Source organism: Nonomuraea sp. NPDC050643 (genome assembly GCF_040654715.1).
Lineage (GTDB): Bacteria > Actinomycetota > Actinomycetes > Streptosporangiales > Streptosporangiaceae > Nonomuraea.
This window is the reverse complement of sequence record NZ_JBFAIM010000004.1, coordinates 87349-101650: the sequence shown is the minus strand read 5'-3', so window position 1 is coordinate 101650 and position 14302 is coordinate 87349. Positions and strand designations below refer to the sequence as shown.

Below are 14302 nucleotides of genomic sequence, written 5' to 3'. Positions count from 1 at the left end.
AGGTCTAGAACCAGAGTCCCAATCACCTGCCGTAAGTCAATAGACCACTACGTAGACAAGCGCTTGCTCGGGGACATAACGTACCTGAATGGGTTACACGATCGGCGTCGATGTCGGCGGTACCTTCACCGACGTGGTCGTTCAAGGCACGTCGGGCGCGATTTCCGTGGCCAAATGTTTGAGCACCCACTACGACCCCATCGCCGGTATCGTCGCCGGCGTTACGCGCGCGCTGGGCGACCGCGACCCGTCGCAGGTCACGCGGGTCGTGCACGCCACGACGCTGGCCACCAACGCGGTGCTCGAACGTAAGGGCGTACGTGTCGCCTATGTCACGACTCAGGGCTTCCGCGCGGCCATCCCCCTGGGCCGCTACGCCCGGGTCGAGGAGGACCGATACGACCTCCGCTTCACCCCGCCCCCGCCCCCCGTCGCGCCCGGCGACTGCTTCGAGGTGGCCGAGCGCGTCTCGGCCCGCGGCGCCGTGCTGACGCCCCTGGACGAGGGCTCGGTACGCCGCGCCGCCGCCGCCATCACGGCCCGCGGCATCGAGTCGGCGGCGCTCTGCCTCCTGCACTCCTACGCCAACCCGGCCCACGAACGGCGGGCGGCCGAGATCCTGCGGGAGTCGATCACGAACGTCGTCGCGTCCTCGGAGATCTGGCCCGAGATCCGCGAGTACGAACGCGCCACCACCACGATCATCTCCGCCTACATCGGCCCCCTGATGGCCTCCTACCTCTCCCGCTTGCGCGCGCGGCTGGCCGGGATCGGGATCGACGCGCCCATCCACGTCATGGAGTCGAGCGGCGGCGTGATCTCCGCCGAGCTGGCCGCCCGGCGGGCGGTGGCCACGATCGAGTCGGGCCCGGCGGCCGGGGTGCTGGCGGCGGCGGGCGCGGGGTTCGCGGACGTGATCTCGTTCGACATGGGCGGGACCACGGCCAAGACGTGCGTGGTGCGCGGGGGCCGGCCGTCGATCACGCACGAGTTCCACGTGGGCGGCAAGGGCAGCTTCGGCGGGCGGCGGGCGGGCACCGGCGTGCCCATCAAGACCCCGGCCATCGACCTGGCGGAGGTGGGGGCGGGCGGCGGCAGCGTGGCCTGGCTGGACCCGGCGGGCGCCCTCCGCGTCGGCCCACACTCGGCCGGCTCCTCCCCCGGCCCCGCGTGTTACGGCCTGGGCGGCTCGGAGCCGACCGTGACGGACGCGAACCTCGTCCTCGGCTACCTGTCCTCGGCGTCGATCCCGCTCTCGCCCGTGCCGGCCGACAAGGCCCTCGACCGGCTGGCCGGGCCGCTGGGGGTGTCGCGGGCGGAGGCGGCGTACGCGGTGCACGAGATCGTCAGCGCCGCGATGGCGTCGGCGGTGCACGTGGTGACGGTGCAACGGGGCATCGACCCGCGCGGCTTCGCCCTGGTCGCCTTCGGGGGCGCGGGGCCCATGCACGCGGCGCGGGTGGCGGCGCGGTTCGGGATCGGGACGGTGGTGGTGCCCGCGTACTGCGGCGTGGCCTCGGCCGCCGGTCTCCTGTCCGGTGCCCTGTCCACAGACCGCGTCCGGTCCCGCCTCGACGCCCCGGACCCGGAGGCCGTCTTCACCGCCCTGGCCGCCGACGCGGCCGCCGACCTGGACGTCCCGGTCGCGGAGGCGACGGTCCTGCGGTCGGTGGACGTCCGTTTCAAGGGCCAGTCCCACGACCTGACCGTCGACTGGTCTCCCGACCGGGCGACCCTGGAGTCCCGCTTCTTCCAGAGGTACGCCGAGGTCTACGGCATCACGCAACGCGGCGAGATCGAACTCGTCAGCTACCGCGTCCGCCTCACCACCCCGCCGGGCGGCGGCCCCCCCGAGGCGGGCCGGGCACCGGAGGGCGGCACGGCGTCGGCGCGGACGGCGTACTTCCCGGAGGCCGGCGGATTCACCGAGGTGCCCGTGCACACCCGGGGCACCGTCGAGCGGACCGGGCTCCCGGGCCCGGCGGTGATCGAGGACGCCGAGTCCACGATCGTCGTCCCCCCGGGCTGGACCGCCACCGTCGCCCCCACCGGCGCCGTGCACCTCACCAGGAGCGCCGCATGACCGACGCCCTCACCGCCGAGGTGCTCAGGAACGCCCTGGTCGTGGCCGCCGAGGAGGCCAGCATCGTGGTGGTGCGCTCGGCGTACTCGACGTTCATCGTCGAGGGCTCCGACGCCTCGGCCGCCATCCTCGACACGCGGGGCCGGTTGATCGCGCACTCCATGGCCACCACGCTCATGAACAGCATGGCGCTCAAGGTGGCGCTGCCCGAGCTGATCGCCGACATCCCCCTCGCCACCATGCGCCCCGGCGACGTGTACGTCCTCAACGACGCCTACCGAGGCGGCGTCCACACCAACGACCTGCTCGTCTACCGCCCGGTCTTCGTCGGCGCGGCCCCCGCCTACTTCACGGCCACCATGATCCACGTCTCCGACCTGGGCGGCCTCTCGGCGGGCGGCATGGCCCCGCTGGCCACGGACATCTTCCTGGAGGGCCTGCAACTCCCCCCGGTGCGCCTGGCCACCGCCGCCGGCATCGAACCCGCCATCGAGGCCGTCCTGAAGGCCAACAGCCGCACCCCGGACAAGGTCATGGGCGACGTACGGGCCCTCGTGGCCGGTACGGCCGTGGCCGCCGCCCGCCTCCAGGCCCTCACGGAGGAGTACGGCGTGAGCGGCCTGGCCGAGGGCATCGACGACTACCTGGACTACACGGAGGCCAGGACCCTCGCGGCGCTGGAAGAGCTGCCGAGGGGCCGGTTCGAGGCGGCGTACCCGATCGACGACGACGGCATCGACCTCGAAAGGCCGCACCACGTCCGGGTGGCCGTCACCCTGGGCGAGCGGGCGGTGCTGGACTTCTCGGGCACCGGCCCGCAGGTCCCGGCGGCCGTCAACGCCTCTGCCTCGCAGTCGCTGGCCGCCGCCGTCTTCGCGCTGCGCTGCTTCCTCGACCCCACGATCCCCATGAACGAGGGCTGCCTGCGGGCCATCGACGTGCACCTGCCGGAGGGCTCCCTGCTCAACGCCCGCTCCCCCTACCCCTGCGGCGGCCGGTACGTCCCCATCTACGCCGCCATGGAGGCCGTCTTCCAGGCCCTGTCGGACGCGGTGCCCGAACGGGCGATCGCCGCCAGCGGGATCCTGCAGCCGTTCTCGATCGCGGCGGTCGGGGCGCCGTACTGGATCCATCTGTCGTACGACTTCGGCGGCGTGGGCGCCCGGCGCGGCCTGGACGGGCCGGACGCGACCGGCGTGCACTTCGGCATCGGCCGGAACTCGGTGCCGCAGACGGAGCCGGTGGAGAGCCGCTGCCCGCTGATCGTGGAGTCGATCGAGACCATCCCGGACTCGGGCGGGCCCGGCCGGCACCGGGGCGGGCTGGGGTCACGGACGGTGTACCGGTTCCTGGCGGACTGCCACGTCACCACCCGCGGCGACCGGCTGCGCCTGGCCCCACCGGGGCGCGACGGAGGGCTGCCGGGGCGGCTGGGCGGGTTCTACAAGCGGCACCTGGACGGGGTGGTGGAGCGGCTGGCGTCCAAGGTGAACAATGTCCGGTTCGCGGCCGGGGAGGCGTTCATCGTCGAGACGACGGGCGGCGGCGGCCTCGGCCCGCCGAGGGAACGCGACCGGGAGGCGATCCTCGCCGACCTCGACGCCGGGCGCGTGACGGTGCGAGGAGCGGCGGAGGACTACGGGCCGGACACTCAGTAGTCGGTCAGCTCACCGGGGTCGAAGCTGACGGGATAGGGCTCGGAAAGCTTCACTGTCGCGCCCGGCTGGTGGGCGACGGGCCCCCTGTAGCACCCCTCGTCGAGTTCATGAACGTAGAGTGTCGGCCCTTCTTCGATCTCGAGGCGCCAATAAGTGGGTATGCCCACCTCGGCATATGCGGCCGCCTTGGTCGCCCTGTCACGAATCTTCGTGTTGGGGCTCACCACCTCCACGGCGAGGAGCAGGTCGTCGGGAGCGAACATGAGCCTGACGGCCTCGGCCCTCTCCTTCGGCACCACCACGAGGTCGGGAATGTAGTAATCCCTGTCCGATGCCCGCACGTTGACGGTCGACAGGACCGTCAAGTGCGGTGGCATCTCCTGATGCAAGGCCATCTGCAAGCGGAAGATGGCGATCTGATGCCGGGGGGTGGGGGCGGGGCTCACTAGTAGGCTCCCGTTGAAGAGCTCATATCGGTTCCCGTCGTCCGGGAACTTGAGCAGGTCGTCGACAGTGAACGGCGGCACGCCGGGGAGAACCGTGCGCCTCGGGGCCGGCTCGTTCACGGCCGATCCAGTTGTCGGTTCGATCGTCGCCATTGCGGTCACCTGCTCAGTATCGGGAGTCAAGCCCTCGCGCACATGCTACTTCCCCGATTTTCCTCACTTTAAGTGACGAGGCCGCCACGCCTCGGCTCCGCGCCGCACGGCCGTGTGCACCGCCCGTGCGATCCGGGCGCCGTAGACAGACCGTGGCCCGCCGAACAACTCTTCGAGCCCGTCCACCGGCACCACCACGCACACCGCGTCCGAGGCCGTCCCCGTGCCCGCGAACCCCGCCTCGATCAGTGCCTGCGACTTGGCCTCCGTCACCGTCATCACGGTGTTGACCAGCGCCGCGTCCGTCATGGCGACCGGCACGACCACCACGATGTTGATCGTCCCCACCCGGATGGGGGCCAGCTCGGGATCCTCCCACCCCTCGGGGGCGGCGGCCCAGGTGGGCACGCGCAGCCCCACCGTGGCGTACGCCTCGACGCCGCCGTCCGTGGCCCGGACGTACCGGTCGACCGAGGCGGCGGTCATCATCCCGACCCCGTCCCCGCCCGGCCCCAGCGACGTCAGGTGATCGACCGGGTCCATCCGCGAGTAGCCCGCCACCACCTGCGCGTTCAGCACCCACTCCCGGACCCCGATCCCGCCGCCGAGCATCGCCGAGGAGATCATCCGCCGGCCGGGCCCGAACTCCCACAGCAGCGACCCGAGCCTGGCCCCCTCCTCCACGCGGTACGTCAGCTTCACGGGCCTCCCCTGACCAGGTGCACGACGGGCCGCCCGTCGGGTCCCGGCTCGATCTTCACATGCGCGTCGAAGTGCCGTCCCACCAACGACTCGGTCAGCACCTGGGCGGGCGTGCCGGCGGCGGCCACCCGGCCCTCGGCCAGCAGCAGGAGGGCGTCGGCGTAGAGCCCGGCGACGGTCAGGTCGTGCAGGGTGGTGACGACGGTCAGCCCGTCGGCCCGCCGCAGCCGGTCGACCAGCTCCAGCACCTGCTGCTGGTGCCCGAGGTCGAGCGCGGTGGTGGGCTCGTCCAGCAGCAGCACGGGGGCCTCCTGGGCGAGCGCCCTGGCCAGCACCACGCGCTGCCGTTCGCCGCCGCTCAGCTCCCCGACCGGCCGGGTGGCGAGCGCGGTCAGGTCGAGCCGCTCGAGCACGGACTCCGTGACGGCCCGGTCGTGCCCGCTCTCCCGCCCCAGATACGGGATGTACGGCGTCCGCCCCAGCAACGCGTAGTCGAAGACCGACATGTCCGGCGGCAGCGCGGGCGCCTGCGGCGCGTACGCCACCAGCCGGGCCCGCGCACGCGGCTTCAGCGCCCCGGCCGGCCGGGAGTCGAGCGAGACCTCGCCCCGGTGCGCGACCAGCCCCATGACGGCCTTGAGCAGCGTGGACTTGCCCGCCCCGTTCGGCCCGATGATGGCCAGCCACTCGCCGCGGCGCACCTCCAGGTCGACGCCGTCGAGGACGTCGCGGTCGCCGAGCCGTACGGACAGGCCGGTGGCCCGGATCACGTGACCGCCCGCCTGGTCATGCGCAGCACGCCCACGAAGAACGGCGCCCCCACGAACATCGTCACCACCCCGATCGGCAGCTCGGCCGGCGCGATCACCGTACGGGCGACGAGGTCGGCCAACACCAGGAACGCCGCCCCGCCGATCAGCGAGAGCGGCAGCACGATCCGGTACGAGCCCCCCGCCAGCCGCCGCACGACGTGCGGGACGACGATGCCCACGAACCCGATCAGCCCGCTCACCGCCACGGCCGCCGCGGTGGCCAGCGAGGCCGCCAGCAGCACGGTGAAGCGCACCCTGGCCGCCCGCACGCCCAGGCTCGTGGCCTCCTCGTCGCCCACGGACAGCACGTCGAGCATGCGTCCGTGCAGCAGGAGCAGGACGGCGGAGACGGCGGCGTACGGCAGGACGAGCCAGAGCTGGTCCCACCCGCCGCCGACGTCGCCGAGGATCCACGAGTAGATGCGCTGCAGTTCCTCGACCTTGAACTGCTGGATGAACGTCTGGATCGCGGTCAGGAACGACGTGACCGCCACCCCGGCCAGCACGAGCGTGGCGGTGCCGCCCGCGCGCCCGGCGGTGTTGCCCAGCGTGTACGCCAGGAACACCCCGCCCACGGCCCCCACGAAGGCCGCGATGGGGATGGACCCCTCCGCGGCGGGCAGCAGCACGATGGCCGCGGTCGTCGCCAGCCCGGCCCCGGCCGCGGCGCCCAGCAGGTACGGGTCGGCCAGCGGATTGCGGAACACCCCTTGGTAGGCCGCCCCCGCCATGGCGAGCAGCCCGCCCACCACGGCCGCGACCAGCACCCGGGGCAGCCGCAGCTCGAACAGCAGCCCCTGCTCGACGGGCGCGAGCCCGGAGTCCACGTGCACGAGCGGCAGCCAGTCCACCGCCTGGAGCACGACCTGCCAGGGCGAGATGTCGGCGGCGCCGTCGAGGAGCCCGGCGATCATGCAGGCGGCCAGCACGCCCAGGGCGGACACCACCCAGAGAGGTCTGGCCCTGGACGGGCCGGCCCGCGTGATCACGCTCAGCTCGCGCCGGCCTTGGCGACGGCGGCGCCGATGGACTCGGCGAGCTGCACCACGCGCGGCCCCCACCGGGAGGCGAGGTCGTCGTCGAGCTGGACGACCTGGTCGTTCTTGATGGCGGACAGGTTCTTCCAGCCCGGCCGCTTGGCCAGGGTGTCCCTGCTCTGCCGGCAGCACTTGACGTCGGCCAGGAAGATCAGGTCGGGGTCGGCCTGGGCCACGAACTCGGCCGACAGCTTGGGATAGCCGCCCGCCGCGTCGGGGGCCTCGTCGGCCACGTTGGTCAGGCCGAACATGCCGTAGATCTGGCCGATGAAGGTCTTCGACGTGGCGGCGTAGGGGGTCTGGTCGAGCTCGTGGTAGTAGGTGAGCTTCGTGTCCTTGGGCGCCTCGGCGGCCAGTTTCTCCATGGCGCTCTTCATGCCGGAGACGACCTCGTCGGCCTTGGCCTTGTTGCCGGTGGCGGCGCCGATCTCGGCGATCTCCTCGTACGCCTCGTCGAGCCTGGTCGCGGCCGGCTGGAGCAGCACGGGCACGTTCACCTTGCCCAGCTCGGCCACGACCTTGTCGAGGTCGTCGGAGACGATGACGAGGTCGGGCTTGTGGGCGATGATGGCCTCGACGTTCGGCTTGAAGCCGGACAGGTCGGTCTTGGGGGCCTCGGGCGGGTGGTTCGACTGGTCGTCGACGGCCACGACCTGGGGGCCGGCGCCGATGGCGAACAACGTCTCGGTGTGGGTGGCCGAGAGCGAGACGATGCGTTCCGGCTTCTTGGTGAGCGTGACCTTGCCGTTGCCCGCTTCGATGGTGACGGGGAATGCACCGGGGGCGGCGCTGGGGGCGGCACTGGAGGCGGCGGGGGCCGCTGAGGGGGAGGCTGTCGTTCCGGTCTGACCACAACCGGTCAGGACGAGCGTTCCCAGCAGCGCGCCCGCGAGAGCCGTGCGTACGGGCCTCACGAGTAGTCCTTTCACACTGTTCGGAACCGAGAGACCCGCTGAGAGCGACGGATCACCCTTTTCCACGAGGGTTGATGACGTCGCGCAGCGGCAGGCGACCTGGCTATGACAGTTGCGGGACAGCGCCGGACTCGCACCGGACTTCGCTGCAGCACTGCGCGTCGGACACACGCTATCAATGCCCCGGACGGCGGCCTCGTCAAGGGGCGAGTTGGGATTCCGCCTCGGCGATGATCCGCTGGATCCGCAGGCCGTGGGCGGCGTCGAGGGGGTGCCCGCCGCCGTCGCGGACGGTCTGGGCGAACTCCTCGGCGATCGTCTCCAGGGGGTCCTCGACCACGGGCAGGAGGACGGCGTTGCCGGTGCGGCCGTAGACGGCGACGGTGGCGGGTGGCAGGTCGCCGACGGCGGCCATGCACAGGGACGCCTCGCTGACGGCGCCGCCCTCGTGCTCCAGGAGCAGCCCGGTCCAGCCGAGCGGGTTGCCGTGCGCGCGCACGCCGGTGATCGGGCCGAGCGCGGCGTCCAGCAGGTCGATCACGTGCGGGCCGACGTCGAGCAGCGCGCCGCGTTCGAGCCGCCAGGGGGTGGCGAAGGGGTGGTCGCCGAGCAGGGAGCCGGAGATGTTGGCGGCGTGGCCGCCGAACGCCTCGATCTGGCCGCAGCGGGCCAGGAAGGTACGGGTCTGGGTGGCGTACCGCAGGGTGAGCACCATCTGGGAGGCCACGCCGGCCTCGGCGATGGCGTCGGCGACCCGCCGCGCGCCTTCGAGTGAGTCGGCGAGGGGCTTCTCCAGCAGCAGGGCCTTGCCGGCGCGGGCGGCGCGGACGGCGAACTCGGCCTGCACGGACGGCGGCACGCAGAACGCCACCGCCTCACAGGCGTCGAACAGCTCCTCCACCCGGGTGTACACGGGTGCGCCGAGCAGCGCGGCGTTCTCGGGTCTGCGCGCCCACACCCCGGCCAGCCGCGTGTGCGGGCCCTTGGCCAGCATCGGCGCGTGCGCCATCCGGGCCCACGGCCCCGCCCCGATCAGCCCGACCGCCACCGGCTCCATGCACCCTCCCAGGTTCCATCCAAAACCCACCTTATTGGGCATCCCTCCCCTGATCGCTCGAAAAGGAATCCTGGTTCCGCCACTGCTGGACGGCGTGCTGGGGGCGGTGGGCGAGCGTGCCGGAGTCGATGACGAGGGTCTGGCCGGTGACGCAGCGGGACTCGTCGCAGGCCAGGAAGGCGACGAGGTTGGCGACATCTTCGACCGTGCACGGCCAGGGCAGGAGGCGTTCGGCGGCCTTGTCGGCGAGCTGGGCGGGGCTCAGGGCGCGCTGGGCGGCGGGGGTGAGGACGAGGGCGGGGGCGACGGCGTTGCAGCGGACGCCGCGGGCGCCGTACGTCGTGGCGACGTAGCGGGTGAAGCCGATGAGGGCCGCCTTGGAGGCTCCGTACGCGGCGTGCATCGTATCCCCGACCAGCGCGGACACCGACGACGTCAGCACGATGGCGCCCCCGTCGGGCATGGCGGGGACCGTGTGCTTGACCATGAGCATGGCGCCGCGCAGGTTGACCTCCATGGTGCGGTCCCAGACGGCGACGTCGAGGTCGTCGAGGTCGCGGTCGCGGCCGTACACGGCGGGGTCGAGCGCGGCGGCGTTGGAGTGCAGCACGTCCACCCGCCCGAACGACGCCACCAGGGTCGAGACCGCCTCCTCCACCTGCTTCTCGTCCGAGACGTCGCAGGTCAGGGCCATGGCGGTGCCACCGTGGGAGCGGATGGCGGCGGCGGTGCCCCTGGCGCTCGCGGCCCGCAGGTCGAGCACGCCCACGCAGGCCCCCTCGGCGGCCAGCCGGGCGGCGCAGGCCGCGCCGATGCCGGACCCGGCCCCCGTCACCAGCGCGACGCGGCCGTCGAAGCGCCCGCTCACCACTCCACCAGCAGGGAGGGCAGCCCGCGGCCGACGATGGACCTGCGGTAGGCGATCCGCCGGCCGGGGGCGAGCCGCAGGCCGGGCAGGCGCCGGCCGAGCACCTCCAGCGCGGTGCGCAGTTGCAGGCGTCCGAGCGCGGCCCCGACGCAGAAGTGGATGCCGTAGCCGAAGACCATGTGCTCGGCGGCGTTCGGGCGGTCGATCAGGAAGCGGTCGGGATCGGGGAAGACACTCTCGTCGTGGGCGGCGGAGTCGGTGGAGAGCAGGACCAGGGACCCCTGCGGGATCGTCACGCCATGGAGCTCGACGTCGGCCACGGCGTACCGGAACGAGCCCAGCGACGCGCCGTCTATGCGCATGCACTCCTCGGACGCGCCCGCGACCAGTGTCGGCGGCACCGGCCACGCCTCCTCCCTGAGCAGGCGCAGGACGGTGTTGCCGAGCTGGTTCGGGACGGTGTCGTTGCCGCCGAGCAGGATCGTGGAGATCAGCTCGACCACCTCGCGGTGGCTCAGCTCCGCCCCGATCAGGGACGTCATCAGCGAGGTGAAGTCGTCCTTGGGATCCTCGGCCCGGGCGGCCACCAGGCGGTCCACGTAGTCGAGGTAGGTCAGGAAGCTCTCGGCGAGCTCGAGCTGGCGCTCCGGCGGCTGCGGCGACAGGAAGAGCTGGAACCAGTCCTTGACGTGCGACTGCACGAACGCCTCGTCGGACTCGGGCACCCCGATGAAGCGGGCGGTGAGCTTGACCGACGGCTCGTGGCCGATCTCGGTGACGAAGTCGGCGTGCCCGCGCGGGGCGAGCCGGTCGAGGAGGTCCTCGTTGAGCCGCCGGAACTCCTGCTCCATGGCGGCGACCGCGCGCGGCGTGAACGCCTTCGACACCGACCGGCGCAGGCGGGTGTGGTCGGGCGGGTCCACGTTCGCCACGAAGCTGGACAGGAACGAGCCGTGCTCGCCCAGCTTCTCCCTGGTCTCGCGGGTCAGGCTGCGCGAGATCGTCAGCGAGCCCTTGGAGGAGAAGCGGCGCGGGTCGCCGTACGCGGCGCGGACGTCGGCGTAGCGGGTCAGCACGTACGCGCCCAGGTGCTCGCTGTGGAACACCGGCGCCCGCTCGCGCAGCCGGGCGAGGAACCCGTACGGGGCGGCGACGTGCCAGTCCGCGGTGACGTCGAAGTCCTCGCTCATTGGAAGATCCTCCGCGGGTTGTCGACGAGCATCTGCTGGATCTGGTCGTCCGTGACGCCCCGTTTGCGCAGCTCGGGCAGCACGTCACGGGAGACGTGGAGGAGGTGGTAGTTGGGATGGCGCCGCCGTACGACGTCGGCGTCGAAACGATCGTTGAAGCAGTACGAGTCGTGACCCAGCACCATTCGTCCGGCGTGCCCGCGCTCGCACATCGCCGCCACCACCGCCACCCGGTCCTCGAACGAGCTGATCGTCTCGATCCCGAACCGGTCCATCCCCAGGTACGAGCCGTTCGCGACCAGCTCCTCCAGGTAGGCCACGTCCGTCGAGTCCCCGGCGTGCCCGATGACCACCTTGCCCAGGTCCACGCCCAGCGAGCCCAGCAGCTCCTGCTGCTCCAGCCCGCCCTTGGAGGCGCTGTGGGAGTGCGTCGTGATGGGCGTGCCGGTCTCCAGATGCGCCTCGGCGACCGCCCTGAACACGCGCTCGCAGCCCTTGGTCATCCCCAGGTGGTCGGAGGCGCACTTGAGCATGCCCGCCTTGACGCCGGTCCGCCCGATGCCCTCGGCGATGTCCCGTACGAAGAACTCGGCCAGCCGGTCCGGGCCCCCGAACAACGATCCGGGCCCCCGGTTACCGAAGTACGGCGGCAGCGCGTCGTAGGTGTAGAGCCCGGTCGCGGCCACGATGTTCACACCGGTCAGTTCGGCCACCCGGCACACCGCCGGGACGTAGCGGCCCAGCCCCACCACGGTGAGGTCCACGATCGTGTCGATGCCCTCGGCCTTCACCGCGTCCAGCTTGCCCGCCGCCTCGCGCGCCCGCGCCTCCAGATCCCACCCTTCGGGGATGTCCGGCCAGTTCCAGAGGATCTCGGGGCTCAGCCCGAAGACGTGCTCGTGCATGAGCGTCGCCCCGAGGTCGGCGACCGGGCCTCTCACGGTCTCAGGCACGGGAACCTCTCGTGCTCGAAGGGCCGGTTCACGTCGAGCCCGAGCCCGTCGGTCTGCTTGTAGGGCAGGCCGGTGTAGAGGGCGTCGGCGTCGAAGTACGTGACGGTGAACGACAGGCGCGGGCTGTCCCGGCGGTTGGCGGGCGCGCCGTGCACGGTCAGGGCGTGGTGCACGGTCGCGTCCCCGGCCTCGAGGTCGAGCGGCGGCGACAGCTCCAGCTCCTTGAGCCAGGGGTGCTGGCTGAGCTGGTCGTCGCCGGGCCGGGTGAAGCTGCGGCCGAGCAGGCCGTGGCGGTGGGAGCCGTCGTAGAAGCGCAGCGACCCCATGTCGGCCGGCACGTCGGCCAGGGCCAGCCACACGGTCAGCATGGCCGACCGGTCCATCGGCATCCAGGGGAAGTCCTGGTGGAACTCGGTGGCGCCGTGCTCGCCCGCCTCTTTCACGAGCAGATTGGTGACCTGCACCCGTACGGCCCGCACCCCGCGCAGCAGCCGTACGGCGTTGCGCCCCATCGCGGGGCTCATGGTCAGCGCGCCGAACAGCTCGTCGCCGTCGCCGATGTCCCTGGACTGCCCGAACGCCTGGTCGACCAGGCTCTGATGGTGCCTGGACCGCTCGGCCAGGAACCCGAGGGCCCGCTCACGCAGGGCCGCGGCGGCGCCGGGCTCGATCAGCCGGCCGAGCCGCACCCAGCCGTGCTCCCCGAAGAACGCCACCTCATCGTCCGTCACCTGGCGCACCGGGATCTCCATGCGCCTAGTCTGGCACCTAAGCAAGCGCTTGGTAAACCCTCTGCTCGATCGATGACCGGGAGGCATGGTGCGGCGGTTCAGGTTCGGGGCTGTGGTGCGGGAGGCCGGATCGGGGAAGGCGTGGGCCGAGAAGGCCAGGCGGCTGGAAGGGGCCGGGTTCGACGTGCTGCTGGTGCCCGATCATCTCGTCGGGCCCCGGTTCGCTCCCATCGCCGCGCTCACCGCGGCCGCCTGCGCCACCACGCGGCTGCGGGTCGGCACCCTCGTGTTCGCCAACGACTTCCGGCATCCGGCCGTGCTCGCCAAGGAGGCCGCCACGCTCGACGTGCTCTCCGACGGGCGGCTCGAGGCCGGGATCGGGACCGGGTGGATGGCGGGCGATTACGCGGGCGCCGGGCTGGCGCTGGAGGCTCCCGGGGTGCGGGTCGGGCGGCTGCGGGAGGCGATCGCCGTGCTCAAGGGGCTGTGGGGCGAGGGGCCGTTCAGCTTCCGGGGCGAGCACTACCGGATCGAAGGGCTCGACCAGCGGCCGAAGCCGGTGCAGCGGCCACGGCCGCCGCTGGTGATCGGCGGGGGCGGCGCGCGGATGCTGCGACTGGCGGCCGAGGAGGCGGACGTGGTGAACCTCGGGATGCGGGTCAAGAGCGACGGCAGCGGGCCGGATCCGGCGGACGGCGGGCTCGCGGCGTTCCTGGCCAAGATCGCCGCGGTACGGGCGGCGGCCGGCGAGCGGTACGCGCGGCTGGAGCTGGGCACGAGCGTCGTCCAGGTGGGTGAGCGCAAGGCGGAGGAGGCGTGGAGCGCCGCCGACAGCTCGGCGCTGGACGAGACGCCGCAGGTGCTGCTGGGCACCCGGCGCGACATAGCCGACAAACTCCGGCATTGGCGGGATGAGCATGACATTTCGTATTTCGTGGTGCATCACGAGCGCGACCTCGCCGCCTTCACCCCCGTCGTCGAGGAGCTCGCCACCTCCCGATAGCCCGGGGCGGGCCGTGCCCGATGATGGACACCATGAACGAGATGCTGCTGCTCCGGCACGGAGAGACCGAGTGGAGCAAGGCGGGCAAGCACACCGGCCGCACCGACCTGCCTTTGACGGAGCACGGCGAGGAGCAGGCCAGGGCGCTGGCTCCGCTGACCAAGGAGCCGTTCGGCCTGGTGCTGGTCTCCCCGGCCCGGCGCGCGCGGCGGACGGCGGAGCTGGCCGGGCTGACCGGCTACGAGGTGGACCCCGACCTGTGGGAGTGGGACTACGGCGGCTATGAGGGGCTGACCACGCCGGAGATCCGTGAGACGCGCCCCGGCTGGTACCTGTGGCGCGACGGCGTGCCCCCCGGCGACGCCGAGCATCCGGGCGAGGGCGCCTCCGAGGTGGCCGTGCGCGCCGACCGGGTGATCCGCCGGGCCCTGTCCTTCGAGGGGGCCGTCGAGGGGCGGGTGGCGGTGGTGGCGCACGGGCACTTCCTGCGCGTCCTGGCCGCCCGGTGGCTGCGCCTGGCGCCCGAGGAGGGGAGGTTGTTCAGGCTCGACACCGGCACGTACTCACGGCTCGGCTTCGAGCACGCCGAGCCGGTGCTGACGACCTGGAACGCCCCAGTGAACAGACCCGCGAACAGACCCGCGAACAGACCCGCGAACAGACCCGCGAACGGACCGGTGAACTGACCGACGGGT

At 72.4% G+C, this 14302-nt stretch carries 14 protein-coding genes; 4 read left to right on the top strand and 10 right to left on the bottom strand.

Annotated elements, in window-relative coordinates:
• Window positions 1-88: 88 nt before the first annotated feature.
• Both AB0I15_RS06385 and AB0I15_RS06380 read left to right on the top strand, forming a co-directional pair.
• Window positions 89-2083 carry a hydantoinase/oxoprolinase family protein gene (locus AB0I15_RS06385; protein ID WP_358091030.1) on the top strand — a complete coding sequence of 665 codons (1995 nt, stop codon included), beginning with the start codon at window positions 89-91 and terminating at the stop codon, window positions 2081-2083.
• On the top strand, window positions 2080-3741 hold the full coding sequence (locus AB0I15_RS06380) for a hydantoinase B/oxoprolinase family protein (protein ID WP_358091028.1): 1662 nt from the start codon (window positions 2080-2082) through the stop codon (window positions 3739-3741). Before AB0I15_RS06385 ends, AB0I15_RS06380 begins: the two co-directional genes overlap by 4 nt.
• Here AB0I15_RS06380 and AB0I15_RS06375 read toward each other — a convergent pair.
• The 10 genes from AB0I15_RS06375 to AB0I15_RS06330 all read right to left on the bottom strand — a co-directional run bounded on the left by AB0I15_RS06375 (window position 3735) and on the right by AB0I15_RS06330 (window position 12625).
• Window positions 3735-4340 carry a Uma2 family endonuclease gene (locus AB0I15_RS06375; protein WP_358091026.1) on the bottom strand — a complete coding sequence of 202 codons (606 nt, stop codon included), beginning with the start codon at window positions 4338-4340 and terminating at the stop codon, window positions 3735-3737. The genes AB0I15_RS06380 and AB0I15_RS06375 overlap by 7 nt on opposite strands.
• 63 nt (window positions 4341-4403) lie before the next feature.
• On the bottom strand, window positions 4404-5042 hold the full coding sequence (locus AB0I15_RS06370; protein WP_358091025.1) for an adenosylcobinamide amidohydrolase: 639 nt from the start codon (window positions 5040-5042) through the stop codon (window positions 4404-4406).
• Entirely contained in the window at window positions 5039-5812 is a 774-nt protein-coding gene (locus tag AB0I15_RS06365) for an ABC transporter ATP-binding protein (protein ID WP_358091023.1), read from the bottom strand. The genes AB0I15_RS06370 and AB0I15_RS06365 overlap by 4 nt, the downstream gene beginning before the upstream one ends.
• Window positions 5809-6843 (bottom strand): iron ABC transporter permease, encoded by a 1035-nt coding sequence (locus AB0I15_RS06360; RefSeq protein WP_358091021.1) that lies wholly within the window; start codon window positions 6841-6843, stop codon window positions 5809-5811. Before AB0I15_RS06360 ends, AB0I15_RS06365 begins: the two co-directional genes overlap by 4 nt.
• A gap of 2 nt (window positions 6844-6845) precedes the next feature.
• Window positions 6846-7805: an ABC transporter substrate-binding protein gene (locus tag AB0I15_RS06355; RefSeq protein WP_358091019.1), complete on the bottom strand. Its 960-nt coding sequence runs from the start codon at window positions 7803-7805 to the stop codon at window positions 6846-6848.
• A 199-nt stretch (window positions 7806-8004) separates the two neighbouring features.
• Window positions 8005-8862 carry a Gfo/Idh/MocA family oxidoreductase gene (locus AB0I15_RS06350; protein WP_358091016.1) on the bottom strand — a complete coding sequence of 286 codons (858 nt, stop codon included), beginning with the start codon at window positions 8860-8862 and terminating at the stop codon, window positions 8005-8007.
• 31 nt (window positions 8863-8893) lie between these two features.
• Window positions 8894-9730 carry an SDR family oxidoreductase gene (locus tag AB0I15_RS06345; RefSeq protein ID WP_358091013.1) on the bottom strand — a complete coding sequence of 279 codons (837 nt, stop codon included), beginning with the start codon at window positions 9728-9730 and terminating at the stop codon, window positions 8894-8896.
• Complete coding sequence (locus AB0I15_RS06340) at window positions 9727-10920, bottom strand: cytochrome P450 (RefSeq protein ID WP_358091008.1); 1194 nt, start codon at window positions 10918-10920, stop codon at window positions 9727-9729. The genes AB0I15_RS06345 and AB0I15_RS06340 overlap by 4 nt, the downstream gene beginning before the upstream one ends.
• Complete coding sequence (locus tag AB0I15_RS06335) at window positions 10917-11873, bottom strand: phosphotriesterase-related protein (RefSeq protein ID WP_358091006.1); 957 nt, start codon at window positions 11871-11873, stop codon at window positions 10917-10919. Before AB0I15_RS06335 ends, AB0I15_RS06340 begins: the two co-directional genes overlap by 4 nt.
• The gene (locus tag AB0I15_RS06330) at window positions 11858-12625 is read right to left on the bottom strand and encodes a phytanoyl-CoA dioxygenase family protein (RefSeq protein ID WP_358091003.1); all 768 of its coding nucleotides are present in this window, start codon (window positions 12623-12625) and stop codon (window positions 11858-11860) included. Before AB0I15_RS06330 ends, AB0I15_RS06335 begins: the two co-directional genes overlap by 16 nt.
• 64 nt (window positions 12626-12689) lie before the next feature.
• Between AB0I15_RS06330 and AB0I15_RS06325 the strand changes: the two genes are divergently transcribed.
• Both AB0I15_RS06325 and AB0I15_RS06320 read left to right on the top strand, forming a co-directional pair.
• Entirely contained in the window at window positions 12690-13607 is a 918-nt protein-coding gene (locus tag AB0I15_RS06325) for a TIGR03621 family F420-dependent LLM class oxidoreductase (protein WP_358091000.1), read from the top strand.
• A gap of 32 nt (window positions 13608-13639) precedes the next feature.
• A complete protein-coding gene (locus AB0I15_RS06320; RefSeq protein ID WP_358090997.1) occupies window positions 13640-14293 on the top strand; it encodes a histidine phosphatase family protein in 654 nt (217 codons plus the stop codon).
• The last annotated feature ends 9 nt before the right edge of the window (window positions 14294-14302 follow it).